The organism is Pedobacter mendelii, assembly GCF_014635725.1.
Classification (GTDB): domain Bacteria; phylum Bacteroidota; class Bacteroidia; order Sphingobacteriales; family Sphingobacteriaceae; genus Pedobacter; species Pedobacter mendelii.
The window spans coordinates 608,220-623,807 of the sequence record NZ_BMDJ01000002.1 but is presented as its reverse complement, the minus strand read 5'-3'; the positions used below and the strand labels follow the sequence as shown (position 1 = coordinate 623,807).

Annotated in this window: 13 protein-coding genes; 9 read left to right on the top strand and 4 right to left on the bottom strand. The window is 35.0% G+C overall.

What is annotated here, in order from left to right:
- Positions 1-111 precede the first annotated feature (111 nt).
- Positions 112-858 (top strand): DUF3108 domain-containing protein, encoded by a 747-nt coding sequence (locus IEV50_RS06200; RefSeq protein WP_188412352.1) that lies wholly within the window; start codon positions 112-114, stop codon positions 856-858.
- Positions 859-1,018: 160 nt separating this feature from the next.
- On the opposite strand, the gene IEV50_RS06195 is transcribed toward IEV50_RS06200, so the two are convergent.
- Positions 1,019-1,891, bottom strand: a complete 873-nt coding sequence (locus IEV50_RS06195) for an AraC family transcriptional regulator (RefSeq protein WP_188412351.1) — start codon at positions 1,889-1,891, stop codon at positions 1,019-1,021.
- 174 nt (positions 1,892-2,065) lie between these two features.
- Between IEV50_RS06195 and IEV50_RS06190 the strand changes: the two genes are divergently transcribed.
- The gene (locus IEV50_RS06190) at positions 2,066-2,659 is read left to right on the top strand and encodes a T9SS type A sorting domain-containing protein (RefSeq protein WP_188412350.1); all 594 of its coding nucleotides are present in this window, start codon (positions 2,066-2,068) and stop codon (positions 2,657-2,659) included.
- A gap of 74 nt (positions 2,660-2,733) precedes the next feature.
- Here the strand turns inward: IEV50_RS06190 and IEV50_RS06185 are convergent, their stop codons facing one another.
- Positions 2,734-3,345 carry an RNA polymerase sigma-70 factor gene (locus tag IEV50_RS06185; RefSeq protein WP_188412349.1) on the bottom strand — a complete coding sequence of 204 codons (612 nt, stop codon included), beginning with the start codon at positions 3,343-3,345 and terminating at the stop codon, positions 2,734-2,736.
- 170 nt (positions 3,346-3,515) lie between these two features.
- Here IEV50_RS06185 and IEV50_RS06180 point away from each other — a divergent pair, with 170 nt between their 5' ends.
- The 6 genes from IEV50_RS06180 (at position 3,516) to rplI (ending at position 11,143) form a co-directional block, all read left to right on the top strand.
- On the top strand, positions 3,516-4,673 hold the full coding sequence (locus IEV50_RS06180) for a FecR family protein (protein WP_188412348.1): 1,158 nt from the start codon (positions 3,516-3,518) through the stop codon (positions 4,671-4,673).
- 116 nt (positions 4,674-4,789) lie between these two features.
- Entirely contained in the window at positions 4,790-8,320 is a 3,531-nt protein-coding gene (locus IEV50_RS06175; RefSeq protein ID WP_371870264.1) for a SusC/RagA family TonB-linked outer membrane protein, read from the top strand.
- Positions 8,321-8,338: 18 nt separating this feature from the next.
- Positions 8,339-9,772 (top strand): RagB/SusD family nutrient uptake outer membrane protein, encoded by a 1,434-nt coding sequence (locus IEV50_RS06170; protein ID WP_188412346.1) that lies wholly within the window; start codon positions 8,339-8,341, stop codon positions 9,770-9,772.
- Between the two features lie 296 nt (positions 9,773-10,068).
- On the top strand, positions 10,069-10,425 hold the full coding sequence (gene rpsF / locus IEV50_RS06165) for a 30S ribosomal protein S6 (protein ID WP_188412345.1): 357 nt from the start codon (positions 10,069-10,071) through the stop codon (positions 10,423-10,425).
- Positions 10,425-10,688, top strand: coding sequence for a 30S ribosomal protein S18 (gene rpsR / locus IEV50_RS06160; RefSeq protein ID WP_056093004.1), 264 nt, complete (start codon positions 10,425-10,427; stop codon positions 10,686-10,688). The genes rpsF and rpsR overlap by 1 nt, the downstream gene beginning before the upstream one ends.
- 11 nt (positions 10,689-10,699) lie before the next feature.
- Positions 10,700-11,143, top strand: a complete 444-nt coding sequence (rplI, locus tag IEV50_RS06155; RefSeq protein WP_188412344.1) for a 50S ribosomal protein L9 — start codon at positions 10,700-10,702, stop codon at positions 11,141-11,143.
- Between the two features lie 147 nt (positions 11,144-11,290).
- Here rplI and IEV50_RS06150 read toward each other — a convergent pair whose 3' ends face one another.
- Positions 11,291-11,995, bottom strand: a complete 705-nt coding sequence (locus IEV50_RS06150) for an SDR family oxidoreductase (RefSeq protein ID WP_188412343.1) — start codon at positions 11,993-11,995, stop codon at positions 11,291-11,293.
- Positions 11,996-12,122: 127 nt separating this feature from the next.
- On the opposite strand from IEV50_RS06150, the gene mtgA reads away from it, so the two are divergent.
- A complete protein-coding gene (gene mtgA, locus IEV50_RS06145) occupies positions 12,123-12,851 on the top strand; it encodes a monofunctional biosynthetic peptidoglycan transglycosylase (protein ID WP_188412342.1) in 729 nt (242 codons plus the stop codon).
- A gap of 108 nt (positions 12,852-12,959) precedes the next feature.
- On the opposite strand, the gene IEV50_RS06140 is transcribed toward mtgA, so the two are convergent.
- Positions 12,960-15,380 carry an AsmA family protein gene (locus tag IEV50_RS06140; protein ID WP_188412341.1) on the bottom strand — a complete coding sequence of 807 codons (2,421 nt, stop codon included), beginning with the start codon at positions 15,378-15,380 and terminating at the stop codon, positions 12,960-12,962.
- Between the last annotated feature and the right edge of the window lie 208 nt (positions 15,381-15,588).

Genomic DNA, 15,588 nt, shown 5'->3' with positions numbered 1-15,588 from the left:
AAAAGTTGAATACGCTAACCTTTTCATGCTAATTTGTAACATTTTTTAATTGAATTGGTCTGATATTAAATACTGAAAGTTAGCTACAGCAATTTATTTCATCCTTTTCAAATGAGAAAGTTATTTTTAATCACTGCCCTTTTATTTTCCTTAAATACCTTAACAATGGCTCAGGTAGACACCATAAATGCCGAAAATCATAAGTTAATCCTGAATAATTTAAAAGAGGGAAAAAGCAGTTATCTGGTTTACATGACTGATTCTCTTGAATCAAAACGGACAGTTGGCGACATCTGGGAGAGGACAATTTCTTTTGGTGAAAAAAATAAAAATGATGTGGTAGAATTCGGCTGGAAATGGATCCATAACGATTCATTATTTGCCTCAATAATTAATATTTGCGATAGAAAAACACTGGCTCCCATTTACCATTATGCCAGCTATAAACGCCGGGGTATTTTTGCTTATGATTATAAAAATGGTTTTATGCAGCCGGCCGACACCGTAAAAAATAATGAGGCAATAAAAAAGGCTCCGGTTAAATTAGATATCCCAATTATTTCATGGGAGCAAGATTTAGAAACATATCCTTTACTGCCAATTAAAAGAGTTGGTCAACAGTTCGACATTTCTTTTTTTGATCCTAATGAGAAATCGGCAACCTACCATCGTTACGAAGTAACCGGCAAAGAAGATTTAAAATTGAATAAAGACATATCTGTAAAGTGCTGGTTACTTAAAATTAATTATAGTAAAGATAGTTATGCTATCTTCTGGCTAACAGAAAAATCGAAAGATGTCATTAAAATGAAGGAATATTATAAAGGTAACTATAGGATAAAAGTTAAACAGTATTAAGTAGATTCAGTTATAAATCAAAGCTTCTTGCATTAGCATTCACACCTGCATGAGCATTACGACTTTACTAATTTGCGCTTGTGCTCGTTTGTAGCGGGCATATTATTTAGTAAGGCTGGCAATTTAAAAGCAGTAAATAGAAGCATTTATATCTCAATATCTATTTAATAACAGCTTTCAGTTCTTGCCGATATTGCGAGGCACTTTTTCCGGTAAATTCTTTAAATAATTTGTTGAAATGACTGAAGTTGTTAAAGCCGCTTTCAAAACAAATATTGGAAATACTCATTGGTTTCTCGGCTAAGAGTTTTGATGCATGCACAATACGATATTCGTTTACAAATTTGGTAAAAGTTTTCTTGGTTATCTTTTTAAAATAACGACAAAATGAAGGAACAGTCATACTTGCCATTTCAGCAACTTTTTCCAAACTAATTTCTTCCAAGAAATGATCTTTAACATAATTAAACACCATGTTAATACGATCGTTATCCTGAATTTGCATTTCCATCGAAAAACCCGAAGCGTTTAAAATTTTATAATCTACAGATTTTTCGAGCTCTTTTAAAACACCTAGTAAACTCACTAATCTTTCAAATGGCTGTTGATTTTCCATTTTTTCGATTTTACTGCCAACTGCTTTTATGGTTTCAGCACCAAAAGCGATTCCGCCTTTTGCCTTATCAAACAGATCGAATATAGGTTTTATTTCTTTAAGAAGTAAAAAATCGCCGCCTAAAAAGTCGGGTTTCATTTGAATTACAGTCTCGTTTTTATTACCTGTATTGGTATCGGTAAAACCGCAATGTGGTAAATTACTGCCAATTAAAATTAAGTCGCCTTCTGTATAATAAGAAACATGACTGCCGATTTGTCTTTTCCCCGATCCACCATTCACAAAAACCATTTCAATTTCTGGATGATAGTGCCAGAGATGGGCTTTGTTGTTTGCATTTTCATCATATTTCGAATAGTAAAAAGAACTACCGAAGGAAGGTTCAACAATTTCAAAACTTGGCTTAATTTTTTTCATATTCTGAACAAAAATATTAAAAAAAAATATGCTTTATTGTTTATATAATCTATTTTTTAGTATTTAAGGGTTAATATAGCATATTTATTGGAACATATTGAATCATCTATGTGCCTGAAACAGTGGTAATTTAGCATTATCAAATAATTACTAACCCCCTTAAAATTATTGATTATGAAAAATTTACTAAAAATCAGCCTGATTGCAGCAACAATGTTCACTGCTTCTGCAACATATGCAAACGACGATGTTTACACACTTAAAGTAAAAAGTGAGGATAACAAAACTATTCGATTTACAATTGATGAAGCTTCTGATATTAGCTTATCTATAACAGAATTAAATAATCAGGTTTTGTTTGAAGAAAATATTCACGCTACGGGTGCTTCATCTAAAAGTTACGATTTAAATGCGCTTCCAGATGGTGAATATATGCTTAATGTAGAATCTGATTCTAAGCTTGCCGCATATAAAATAGTAATTGCTAATAATAAAGCTGTTGTTTCAGCTCCAAAAATTACGGAACTTTTAAAGCCGGTTTTCAATCAAGATAAATCCATGTTGACCCTTTCGTTAGATAATGCTGATAAAGGCCCAATCGAGGTTCAAATTTTAAATGAATACAATGATGAAGTTTATAATGAAACCTTCACCGATAAATCTAAATTGGTTAAAAAGTTTAACATTGCTAAAACTTTTGGTAAAGAATTAACTTTTATAGTTAAAGGTAAAAATCAGGAAGTTTTCAAAACCATCGCCATTCGTTAATTTAATTAAATATTAAAATTTAAGGCTGTCTGAAAAGATGGCCTTTTTTATGCCGTTAAATTTGCGGTTAGGTATTAAAGTGAGCGATAACTATCGAACAAAATAAGCAGTAAGCTATAATATTTCAGTGCTGCTCTAAGGTGTTTAAGCGCTATGGTTAGCTGGTTTTCGACTGTTCTTTTTGAAATGTTTAATAAAGTTGCTATTTCTTTAATACTTAGGTTATCTTTTCTGCTCATGATGTATATTTCCCGGCAGCGGTTTGGAAGCGATTCGAGCAGTGCTGAAATGTTTGTATTAAACTCCTCTTCTCGAATTTTCTGCTCGCCCAGATTAGCGTTTTGAAAATTCAAGGCTGCAGGTAACATTTTTTCGTTTTCAAAGTAATTCGCTACGTAGCTAATCGGAATAGCTTTTAAAACACGGCTCTTTCTTATTCCGTGATAACTTGCAGCAGTTACTACATAATTTTGAAAGCTATCGATGTTTAGTTGCTTTCTTTTCGTCCAGATGTTTACAAAAATATCGTGTGAAATTTCTAGCGCCAACTCACGATCCTTAACATACCTGAAGGCAACTGCATAAACTTTTGCCCAATGCCGTTCAAATAGCTCATTAAAAGCATTCACGTCATCGAGCAAAATTTTATGAAATAATTCTAAGTCTGTAAGTTTGGTTATTGTCATAGAATGGTTACAATAAATCTAGGATTTAAAAATCAGAATAAAAAATCTCTTTGCTGTGTATTAAGCGGTATTTATGATTTTATTTTTCAATTTATTTATATTGTATGTGTGTGCCTTGCAATTATGGTATCTATGTAATTAAGAGCCAGATTAAACTTAATGCAGCCAACATGAAAGAAGAACAATATCTTTTACTTTGCGAGAAATACTTCAATGGAGAATGTAGCCCTGGCGAGTTGTCGCTGATAGCTTTATATCAAAAAAAACATGGCCTAAACAATATCATCTTTGAAAAGCAAAATCAGGCAGAGGTGCGTGAGGAATTGTTTAATCGTATACAAGATAGCATCGTGCAAAATGTGCCTAAGCGTATTTGGTTTCATTCGTCGGCATTTAAGTTAGCTGCTTCTTTAGCTGCGGCATTAATTGTTTTTTTCTATTTAACGAACGGACCCTTAAAGCATGAAGTTAAAGTTAAATTAGCTGTAGCCAAAGTGATTAAAAATAAAATTGATGATGTTCCTCCAGGTTCGGCTAATGCCATCTTAACGCTAGCCGATGGAAAAAATATCAAGCTTGATGATCAGCAAAATGGGTTATTAAGCCAACAGAAGCATGTTGCAATCTCTAAATCGGGAATGGGAATTATACTTACTGCTAAGAATATTGGTGCTAATGAAAATGATTTAACACTTAATAAAATTACAATTCCTAGAGCAGGGAAATATAATATTACACTGTCTGACGGAACAAAAATCTGGCTGAACTCCAGTTCGTCACTTAGTTTTCCAACAGTGTTTTCTGGTAAAGAACGTAAAGTAAGGCTAACAGGTGAAGCTTACTTTGAAGTAGCAAAAAATAAAAAAATGCCCTTTATTATTGATGTAAATGGAAAACAAGAGGTTGAAGTACTTGGAACACATTTTAACATCACAGCTTTCGAGGATGATAAGGATATTACAACGGCACTTATTGAAGGATCGGTGAGGGTAAATGCTAAAACGAAACAGGTACTTATTAAACCTGGAGAAATGGTTGTTAATAATCTTCAGAATAATTTGAGTATTCGGAAGGCAGACCTGGATGAAATTATGGCATGGAAGAACGATATGTTTATTTTCAGTAATGAAAATATTGCCTCGGTAATGAAAAAAATATCCAGATGGTACGATGTTGAAGTTTCTTATAAAGGAGATATGACCAATATAAATATCGATGGAAATTATTCGCGTTCTAAAGGGCTTAAAAGTTTACTTAAAAATATTAAATTACTAGATAAAGTTGATTTTCAAATCAAGGAAAGGAGGATTACCGTTATCGCAAAATAAATGCTAAAAAATGCCAAAAACCGGAAGTGTTGAGACCACCTCCGGAATTGATAGTCGTATAGACTATGTGGATTAAAACAATCATTTCCAAACAATAACTATTAAATCCTAACCAAATGTATAAAAATTTTACTGCACTTAAGAGTGAGGGCATCCCATGCTGTAGGCGAAAAATCCATTTAATTATGAAGCTCACGACCATCCTGATTTTATCACTGTTTTTCCAGGTGCGTGCATCAACTTTCGCTCAAAAAGTAACTATTGATGTAAAGAATGCACCCGTAAGAGAAGTGCTGAATCAGCTAACAAAACAAACAGGTTATAATTTTATTTGCGATGCTACAGTAATGAGTAGTGCTGCTCCTGTTACAATAAAGTTAAGGGATGCAGCTTTAAATAAAGTACTCGATGCTTGTTTTAAAGAGCAACCGGTTGAACTGATATATGGAGATGACGCTACAATTGTAATTAAGAAAAAAATAAGAACTGAAATAATCATTCCGCAACAGGTTAGTATAAGCGGTGTTGTTAGTGACACAAAGGGTTCAACAATGCCCGGTGTTAGTATTCTTGTTAAGGGTACTAAAACAGGAACAACAACTGATGCTAATGGAGCGTATGCAATTAAAGCGCCTGCAAATAATAATATTCTTGTTTTTTCTTCCGTAGGTTACGTAAGCCAGGAAGTTTCTATTGCCGGAAGAACTGTTATCAACGTTATGCTCGCTGAAGTACAACAATCATTAGGCGATGTAGTGGTAGTTGGTTATGGATCGCAATCTCGCAGCACTGTTACGGCTTCAATTACCAAAGTTGAAGGCAAAAATATCGGTAATCAGCCTGTTGGCACACCAGGCGAAGCATTAGCCGGATTGGCAGCCGGCGTACAGGTGCAATCTGATCAGGGTGGGAAACCTGGGGCTGCACCAACCATCAGGATTCGTGGAGTAAGTTCTTTGAGTTCTTCTAATGAGCCTTTGTATGTAGTTGATGGTTATCCACTTGAAACCGGAGCAAATTTTAATTTGATTAATCCAAGTGATATTGAATCGATTGAGGTTCTTAAAGATGCGGCTTCTGCTGCGATTTATGGCTCAAGAGCAGCTAATGGAGTCGTTTTAGTAACCACTAAAAGAGGTAAAGCCGGAAAAACTGTATTTTCAGTTTCGGCCTACACTGGTGTACAGGAAGTAGATAGATACATTGATGTGTTGTCAAAAGATCAATATGTGCAACAGGTAAAAGCACTGAGTCGTATTAAAAATTTACAATACCCGGCTATTTTAGATGGTGATATTTCTAATTTGCCTGATGTAGATTGGCAAAAGGAAATTTTTAGAACAGCACCCATCAGAAGTTTTGAGTTTAATGCGGCTGGAGGTAGTGAAAAAGTTCGTTTTAGTGCTTCTGCCGGTATTTTTAAGCAAAAAGGAGTATTAATCGGAACAGAATACACGCGTTACAACACCCGTTTAAATCTTGATGCAGACATCGTTAAAAACGTAAAGTTTGGATTCTCAATTTCCCCATCCTATTCAGAAACCTACAGGCAGCCATCTTCTGGTCAGGCAAGTGGTGCAGGGGCAAATCCAAACGATTATATTATCGGAGTGCCCGGACTAGTTGCTGATTTGAATTTGCCAAGTCCATTAAATCAGGCCTTAACTTTTCAGCCTATTGTACCCGTATATCGTGCAAATGGAGATTTTGCACAGCCTTATGATCGTGAACTGAACTACAACCTTTCGCCAACTGCAGTATTTTCGGCATCTAATTTTTATAATCCGGTAGGCATTTTGAGTTCATCAATTAATCGTTCAAGAGCTTTTAGAACCTTAAGTAATGCATTTTTAGAATATGCACCAATAGATGGCTTAAAACTAAAAACATACATTGGGGCAACTTTAGAAAATGAGCAGGTACATGGGTATATCCCAGGTTCAATGGCCTATAGTTCTGCACCAACAGCATCTAATTCCAGTCCGCTGTTAGCGGGTGTTTTCGCTTCTGATAACGTGAGGAATAGTTTTGACTGGGTTTGGGAAAATACGGCAACTTATGATAAACAAATTGGAAAACATCATTTTAATTTGTTAGGCTTGTTTTCTGCACAGAAATATGAATCGCAAATTAATTATACGGCAGGCTTACCCGGAACATTTATCACCACTTCGGTTCAAAGTCCTTTAGCCTCTCCAAATACAGTTGGTACCGAACTTTTTGATGCCAATACGTTTGTTTCTTATGCGGGTAGATTTACTTATGATTATAATAAGAAATACTTGTTTACTGCTGCTGTACGTCAGGATGGTTCTTCCCGTTTCGGATTAAACAATAAGTTTGCGGTTTTTCCATCATTCTCATTAGGATGGCGTTTAACCGAAGAGCCATTTATAAAAGAAACATTATCAAAAATTGGTATAAATGAATTTAAACTAAGAGGAGGTTACGGCCGTACCGGAAATGCAAATATCGGAAGTTTTACTTATGTAAATTCAATTGCATTAAACCGGAATTATGCGTTTGGTAATACCAGAATTTTTGGTACACAACAAATTGGGTTTGCTAATCCTGATTTAACCTGGGAAAAAAATGACCAAACCAGTATCGGTACGGATATCGGACTATTGCAAAATAAAATCGTGCTAACTTTCGATTACTTTGTAAGAAACTCAAATGGGATGTTGCTAAATAAAGCATTGCCATTGGCTATTGGTTATACTTCATCGTTGCAATCGAGTGTTTATAACTCATCCTATCAGGCTAACTTAGGTAAGTTACAAAATAAAGGCTTTGAATTTACAGCAAACACTAATTTTAAGCTTGGCAAAGTAATCTGGAATACGAATGCCAACTTCTCTACCTACAAAACTAAAGTGCTGGATTTAGGTGGACCTAGTGCTTTGCCTGCCGTGCAAGCCATTAATGGCTGGAACAATGTTTATCAGGTTAAGGTGGGCGATCCGCTGGGTATTATGTATGGTTATGAAATTGCAGGTGTATTCAGGAATGTAAATGATTTGGCTAATAATCCTAAAGTTACTTCTGGTAATAATATTGGCGATTATATGATTAAAGATCAAAACGGCGATGGTAAAATTGATGTAAATGACGTTACAGCATTAGGGCACGGTTTGCCTGATTTTACTTACGGCCTGACAAATACCTTTCAATATGAAAATTTTGATTTGAGCATATTGCTTCAGGGTGTTCAAGGTGTAAACATCATAAATGGAAATAACAGGCAAACAATAACAGGTAACAATAACCAAAACTCATTAAGTAAATATTTTAATAACTATTTTGATCCCGCAAATCCAACACGAGATGTTTTGTATGCCAGTCCAATTGCTACAGGTGCGCTTCCGGGTCCTGCACTTTCTAGTTTAAGTGTAGAAAATGGTTCCTATCTGCGTGTTAGAAATATTACTTTAGGTTATCGTTTAAGCGAAAATGTATTGCATAAAGTTTCATTAAAATCGGCCAGACTTTATGTAACTGCTCAGAACCCATTCTTGATTACCAAATATTCAGGTTACAACCCCGAAGCAAATATTATGGGAGGTTCTGCTATCACGCCAGGTGTAGATCAAGGAACTTACCCTACAGCCCGCACTATTATCGTAGGTATCAATTTTGGATTTTAATAGCCCTAAATAAAGATTATGAAAACTAAAAAAATAATTATATGCAGTATATCCATGCTAATGTTAAGTTTGGCTATTACTTCTTGTAAAAAATCCTTTGTCGAAATCACGCCAAAGGGTATTATACCGGTTAACACTTTTTACAATACCGAGATAGATATCAAATCAGCCTTAACTGGCGCGTACAGTAGTCTTCGGCCAATTTATAATGAGCAGTATGGCTTCGGAGAACTTCCTTCGGATAATGCCCAGACTTATGGGGAAAGCGAGGTGTTGTATGGCGAACAGGATAAACTAACATGGACAGCTGTATCTACCAATTTGCAGAATGCCTGGGCAAGGTTCTATGCTACTATCGCTTATTCAAATATAGTACTCGATCATGTAAATACACCGGTAATGACTGCCGCTAACCGTAACGGTTATATTGGCCAGGCGAAATTTATTAGGGCTCTAATGTATTTTAATTTGGTAAGAATGTATGGAGGTGTACCGCTGGTGCTTAATGAAATTACCTCTGAAACACAGGCTTATACATATAACCGAACATCGGATCAGGAAGTGTATGCGCAGATTGAAAAAGATTTAACTGAAGCTGCTGCGGTATTGCCAGCCAGCTACAGCGGAGCAGATATTGGTCGTGCAACCAGTATTGCGGCTAATGCACTTTTGGGGAAAGTGCTGATGTTTCAGAAAAAGTTTACGCAAGCAGAGCCAGTTTTGGCTGGTGTGGCTGCAACAGTTGGTACTTTGCTCCCTTATGATCAGGTTTTTGGCTTTGGAAAGGATAATAACAAGGATATTATTTTCGCAGTGCAATACCTGGGAGGTGGTTTTGGTGAGGGTAATACTTTTGCCAGAAGCTTTGTTCCACAACCTTCGGGTACAACAATTACTGCTGTAACAGGTAACAGTAATAATAGCGGTACAAAGGATTTATATGATACTTTTGAACCAGGAGACAATCGTTTAAATACCGCAATTGGAGTTTACAGCGCCGGTACTTTGGTTTACTACTATGCAAAAAAGTTTGTTTATCAGAGCGTTGGTGCCAATAGTGAAGGAGATAATGATTGGCCTATTCTTCGTTATGCTGATGTTGTTTTACTGTATGCAGAGGCACTAAACGAGAATGGAAAAACACCAGAGGCACTAACACAGCTTAATCTTGTACGTACCAGATCTAATCTTGCTCCAAAACTTGGCTTGTCACAGACTGATACACGGACAACGATTTATCACGAGAGAAGGGTAGAGCTTTGTTTTGAAGGCGAGCGCTGGTTTGATTTGAACAGGTGGGGAATTATGGTTACTACAATGCAGGCACATAAAACCAATTATCCCTCGGTTAATGGACAAATTGGAAATATTGTGAGTACTTTGGCATTATACCCAATCCCAAATCGCGAAAGGCAGTTAAACCCTAAATTGACTCAAAATCCGGGTTACTAAAATATAATATTGCAGTTGTTAAACCACCTAAGACATCTTACAAAATTTAAGGCCTGAAAAAATACCTGTAGATTATTTATTACTGGTATAGCTAAGGTGGCTTAGGTGGTTTTTAATATAATGACTTATTAATGTAATTAATGTTGCGCAGCTAATCTGGCTTTGTGTTTTAGTATTTTAGCTGAATTTAATTACATGCCTTTTTTCTAATTAAAGGTTTGATTTTAAGAAATATATTATTACTTTTGCATCCCCGTAATATACCTCGGGACTAAAATAAATAAATTTATATAACAATGAATCAGTACGAAACTGTTATCGTTCTAACCCCGTTGTTATCAGAAGAAGTTGCGAAAGAGGCATTAGCTAAATTCAAAGCTATTCTTACTGATGGCGGTGCCGAAATTGTCCATGAAGACAATTGGGGTTTGAGAAAATTAGCGTATCCGATCGCTAAAAAATCTAACGGATTTTTCAACTTAACCGAGTATAGTGCTCCGGGTGACTTGATTGCTAAATTAGAATTACAATTAAAACGTGATGAGCGTGTGCTTCGTTTTTTAACCATCAGGTTAGATAAACATGCAGTTGCTTACAACGCTAAAAAACGCAGCGGTGCGTTTAACAAAAAAACTAAGGAGGTTGCAGCGTAATGGCAAGAGAACAAATACAATACGTAACTGCCCCTAAAGTAGAGGATAACCGTAAAAAATATTGCCGTTTCAGAAAAAACGGGATTAAATACATTGATTACAAAGACGCAAACTTTTTGTTAAAATTTATTAACGATCAAGGTAAATTATTACCACGCCGTTTAACTGGTACTTCGTTAAAATTTCAACGTAAAGTGGCTCAGGCTGTTAAACGTGCTCGTCACATCGGTTTGTTACCATTCGTTGCTGACCAATTAAAATAGGAGGATTTGATATGGAAATTATTTTAAAACAAGATATTAAATCATTAGGCGAGAAAGACGATATCGTTACGGTAAAACCAGGTTATGGTCGTAACTATTTAATTCCGCAAGGATTTGCATCTTTAGCTACAGCTTCTGCGAAGAAAGTTTTAGCTGAGAACTTAAAGCAAGCTGCTTTTAAACAAGATAAAATTAAGAAGGATGCTGAAGGTATTGCTGAGCGTTTAACTGATGTTAAACTTTCTATCGGTGCTAAAGCGGGCGAAAGTGGAAAAATATTTGGTGCTGTTAACACTATCCAAATTGCTGAAGCATTAAAAGCGCAAGGCTTTGATGTTGACCGTCGCCGTATTACTTTCGAAACTGAACCGAAATTTGTTGGTGAATATATTGCTAACTTAAACTTACACAAAGAAGTGAAAGTTCAGGTTCCTTTCGAAGTAGTTGCTGAATAAGCAATTCTTTAATCATAAAAAAAGTCCTTTCAGAAACTGAAAGGACTTTTTTTGTGATGTAAAATGTAAGGATGGGAGATGGACGAGTTTCAAGGGAAGTTAATTCAATCCATCTTCCATTTTCCATCCCACCATCTTCCATCTTTTTTATCCCTTCGGTGTGGTAGGTCTGATTTCTATTTTACTTGGTAATGTTCTGGCTGGCATAGCAAGTAAATCAACTATTAATTTACCCATATCTTCAGGTTGTATTTTCCAGGCATCATCTTCTGTATTTGGGCTATGATCGTTAAAATGGCTAGCAACTGAACCTGGCATTATGGTGCTAACTTTTACACCATATTTTCTTAAATCGAGCATTACAGATTGAGTGAATCCGGTTAAACCAAATTTACTTGCGTTATATGCAGAACCACCTGCAAAAAAGTTTGTGCCTGCCAAACTTGATATCGTAAAAATAGTTCCTTTGGTTTTTTTAATTTCCTCAACTGATGCCTTAATGCTGTAAAATACACCCGTTAAGTTCGTGTCAATTATTTCATTCCAAGATTCTACATCCAATTCATCAACCGGGGCAAAATGACCAACTCCTGCGTTTGCAATTAAAACATCTAACCGTCCCCATTTTTCTATTATCAGATTTATTGCATCCTGTTGTGATTTATAATCTTTAACATCCGCTTCAATGGCTAATACATCGCCATGTGCCACCAAAACTGATGCGGCTAAATTTGCTGCGTTTATTGTTCTACTTGTAATCGCAACTTGATATCCGTTTTTTAACAATGCTTCGGCAATACCGAAACCAATACCTTTGCTTCCGCCTGTAATTAGGGCTACTTTTGTGCTCATAATAATTCTTTTTTTATTTAACATTCAAAAGGCAAATATGTTTAATATTCGTTTGAATAGGATTTATCAATTGTAATTAACTCCATTTGAAATTACCGGAAGATTAACATTTTATTACCTTTACGGGATGGCTAAAACCCGAACTTCGAAAGTTAAAACTAAAGCAAAACACCCATTAATAAAAAAGATAACGAACATTGCTACAAAAGTATTTATTTACTTTTTGCTGGTTTCAGTGTTTTGGGTTATTGCACTTCGGTTTATAAATCCGCCGATTACGCTGCTTATGGTTTTGCGAAATATAGAACGTAAGGCTGATGGAAAAGCATTTAAAACGGAAAAAAAATGGGTTAAGTTTGAAGACATGTCTGATAACATGAAACGAGCTGCTGTTTCTGCAGAAGATCAATTATTTTTAAAACATATCGGGTTTGATTTTAAATCTATTGAGAAAGCTTTTTCAAATAATGCGAATGGAAAAAAGATAAAAGGTGGGAGTACAATCTCTCAGCAAACAGCCAAAAATGTTTTCCTTTGGCCAGGACGTTCATGGATAAGAAAAGGATTTGAAGCTTATTTTACTTTGCTTATAGAGATGTTGTGGAGTAAAGAACGCATTCTAGAAGTTTATCTTAATGTAATAGAAATGGGTGATGGAATTTACGGGGCTGAAGCAGCCGCCCATGAATATTATGGAAAATCATGTGTTAAATTAACCCGAAATCAGGCTGCATTAATTGCTGCATGTTTTCCAAATCCAAGAAGATGGTCGCCAAAAAATGCAACACCATACATCAGACATCGCCAATACCTTATTTTAAGAAATATGAGAAGGTTAGGGCCGTTAGATTTTTAAAAGGATGGAAGATGTAAAACGGGACATGGGTGATGGCAATGTAAGACGGTAAGCTGTAATTGTAAAAATTGAATGCACAGGTCATTTTACCTCATCCATATTACATCACTAGTCATGATCTCTATTCCATTTAACTTTTAATTCACCCTTTTCTTCAAAAGCTTTTAAGTGTAAAACGATACCTCGCATTCTAGCGTCGCGTTTTTGTTTTCTGTCTAGGTTTTCATCCCCTTTTGGGTTTCTTAAAGGAATATCCATTTCGATATTGGTTCCAGCTGTTAAACCATAAATTCCTTTAACATTTAGGTTTAAAACACTTGAATTAATTTGCATCGGACTGATTTCTATCTTATCTCCTCTAACGGTTAATGTGCCATCTAGATTCGGGATTTCAATATTTGATAAATTACGATTTGCAAAAGCAAGTTTACCTACTTTTTCCAATGGTTCGAAATTAACTAAAGCAGCGTTTTTAAGGTTAAAAATAACCTTCCCATTTATCGATCTTGGAAGGATTTTTCCTGCTTGCGATATTCTGCCTGATATATTTACCGTTGATGATAAATAACCTTTCAGGTTTTTATTGGTAATGCTGTTTTGTCCAAAATTATCAAAAGAGTAAAAGAAATCTTTAACACTTACATGGCTAATCTTTGAGCTTAGTTTGAAATTGTTAGAGTTTGGTTCTTGAATAATCGTGCCATTTAGATTGAGTAAGCCACCTGCATGAGCTACACTTATCTTATTGAAATAAATGCCTTCTCCCCGAAGTGCAATATCTGCATCTAAATTTTTCGCGGTAAACTTATCATAAATAGCTTTATCAACAACCAAACGAATATTCATTTTCGATACTTCTAAAACATTGCTTAACTGTTTTGAAGCCGTTTTCGTTGGGCCAGTTGATGTAGCTTTTTTCTGTGCAGCTCTTGGACCTAAGAATGGTAAAAACTCATTAAGGTAAAGCTGTGGGCTATACATTTTAAGGTTTACAACTATTTTATCCGGATCAGTATAATATAAATTAGCAAAATTAGCAATATCACAATCTACATTTAATTCACTTTTGCCTAACTGAAAATGACCATTTTTTATAGATAAATTATTCTGATCGAAATTGATGTTCAAAGCACTTTTAACCAAATGTAATTTGCGTGGGATGTATAAAATATCTGCATCGGCTATTTGAATTTTACCAGAAAAAACTGGTTTAGTGAAACGGAAATTATCAATATCAGCTTTGCAATATAAACTTAAATTGGCCGTGCCATTTTTAAATTCGAAATCGTTTGTACCAATAGAGTTGTTAAGATTGGATAATGGGAATTGCGACGTAACCAATCCTGAAGCAATAGGACGAGCCAGGTTATTTACTGTAAATAAATCAATTTTTAAAGGCGCATTAAAATAATTAGCTGTTAATTTTACAAATTTTATAGATGAGTTTTCATCGCCGATCATCCCTCCAACAGTATCTTGATTGGTAAAAGAGCCATCAAAATTGCAAGCAGTTAGCGTTCCGGCTGGTATGGTTACAACGTTATCTCTTACTTTTATTCCTACTTTTATTAAAGGGTCTTTGTGAATCGGGTTTCCATCATCAATAATGTTACCGCGGATTGATACTGGTTTTTCAATTCCGAATTTTAGTAATTTACTAGAAATATTTGGTGCCAGTAGTAAAGCCACATCTTTGTATAAAATATCATCAACAGCAATGCTAATCGCAAAACCTCCCGACTTTTCTTTCAAATTAATTTTGGCTCCGATGGTAAAAGGATATTTGCCGATATCAAGTCTTTTAGGCTCGATTGTAACTTCTTCGGTTTCATTGCTGTAATGAAATGATAAAGTTCCTTTTAAGATTTTATCCTTTAAAAAACTTCCTCTTTTGGTGTTAAATGAAAAGCTTTTAACCAATGTGTTTAACTTCATCGTTCCAACCCAACCAGAATCAGGATAATTAATTTTTCCGTTCACTTCGTTAATTGCGAAATCGAAAAGTTTGTTTTTCTGCTGATTATCTACAACAAAATTTACATTATTAAAATCTATCTTCTTAACTTCTAATGCCGCGGAGTTACCTTTTTCAGGTTCAACATTTTTACTCTTTTTCCTAAATAAATTGGTGTTACTATAACCATTACTATCGGTAAAAAGATAAACAGAAGCGTTATTAATTGTAATTTTGTTAATTTTTGTATTGCCAGCAATTAATGAAAAAACGTTTAATGAAATATCAATATCCTCTGCTTTTAGTAGTTCGTGTTTATGAATATTGACTAAGCTATCTTTAAGCGAAACATTTTTTAACGATACAGAAATTCCGGGAAAACCTCTTAACAAGGTTGGTTCCATATCAGACGCAGTTACCTGACCGTTCAGATTTTTATTCGCCTGCTCTAATATCGATGCAAGAATTTCTTTCTTATTTCTATTGATATAAAATGCACCAGCAAGCCAGGTTAGAATAATAAGAATAACAAGTACTGATAAGACTTTTAGGGAGATTTTGAGCCAGCGCTTCATACACTTTGTTTGATTTAAACAATATAATGTTTTTTGTTAGCTAATTGTTTGATTGATAGCGAAAAATTAGCTCTATTAGCGCTAAAAGTTTTAGGAAAGGCTTCAAGGTGGCCTATCGTTAATGCTTTTTTTTGGTTAACAATTCTTTATTTATTTGATTTTAAAAACTTATCGTTTAGCTTGCTAAAGCTGATAAAAAATCAGTTTC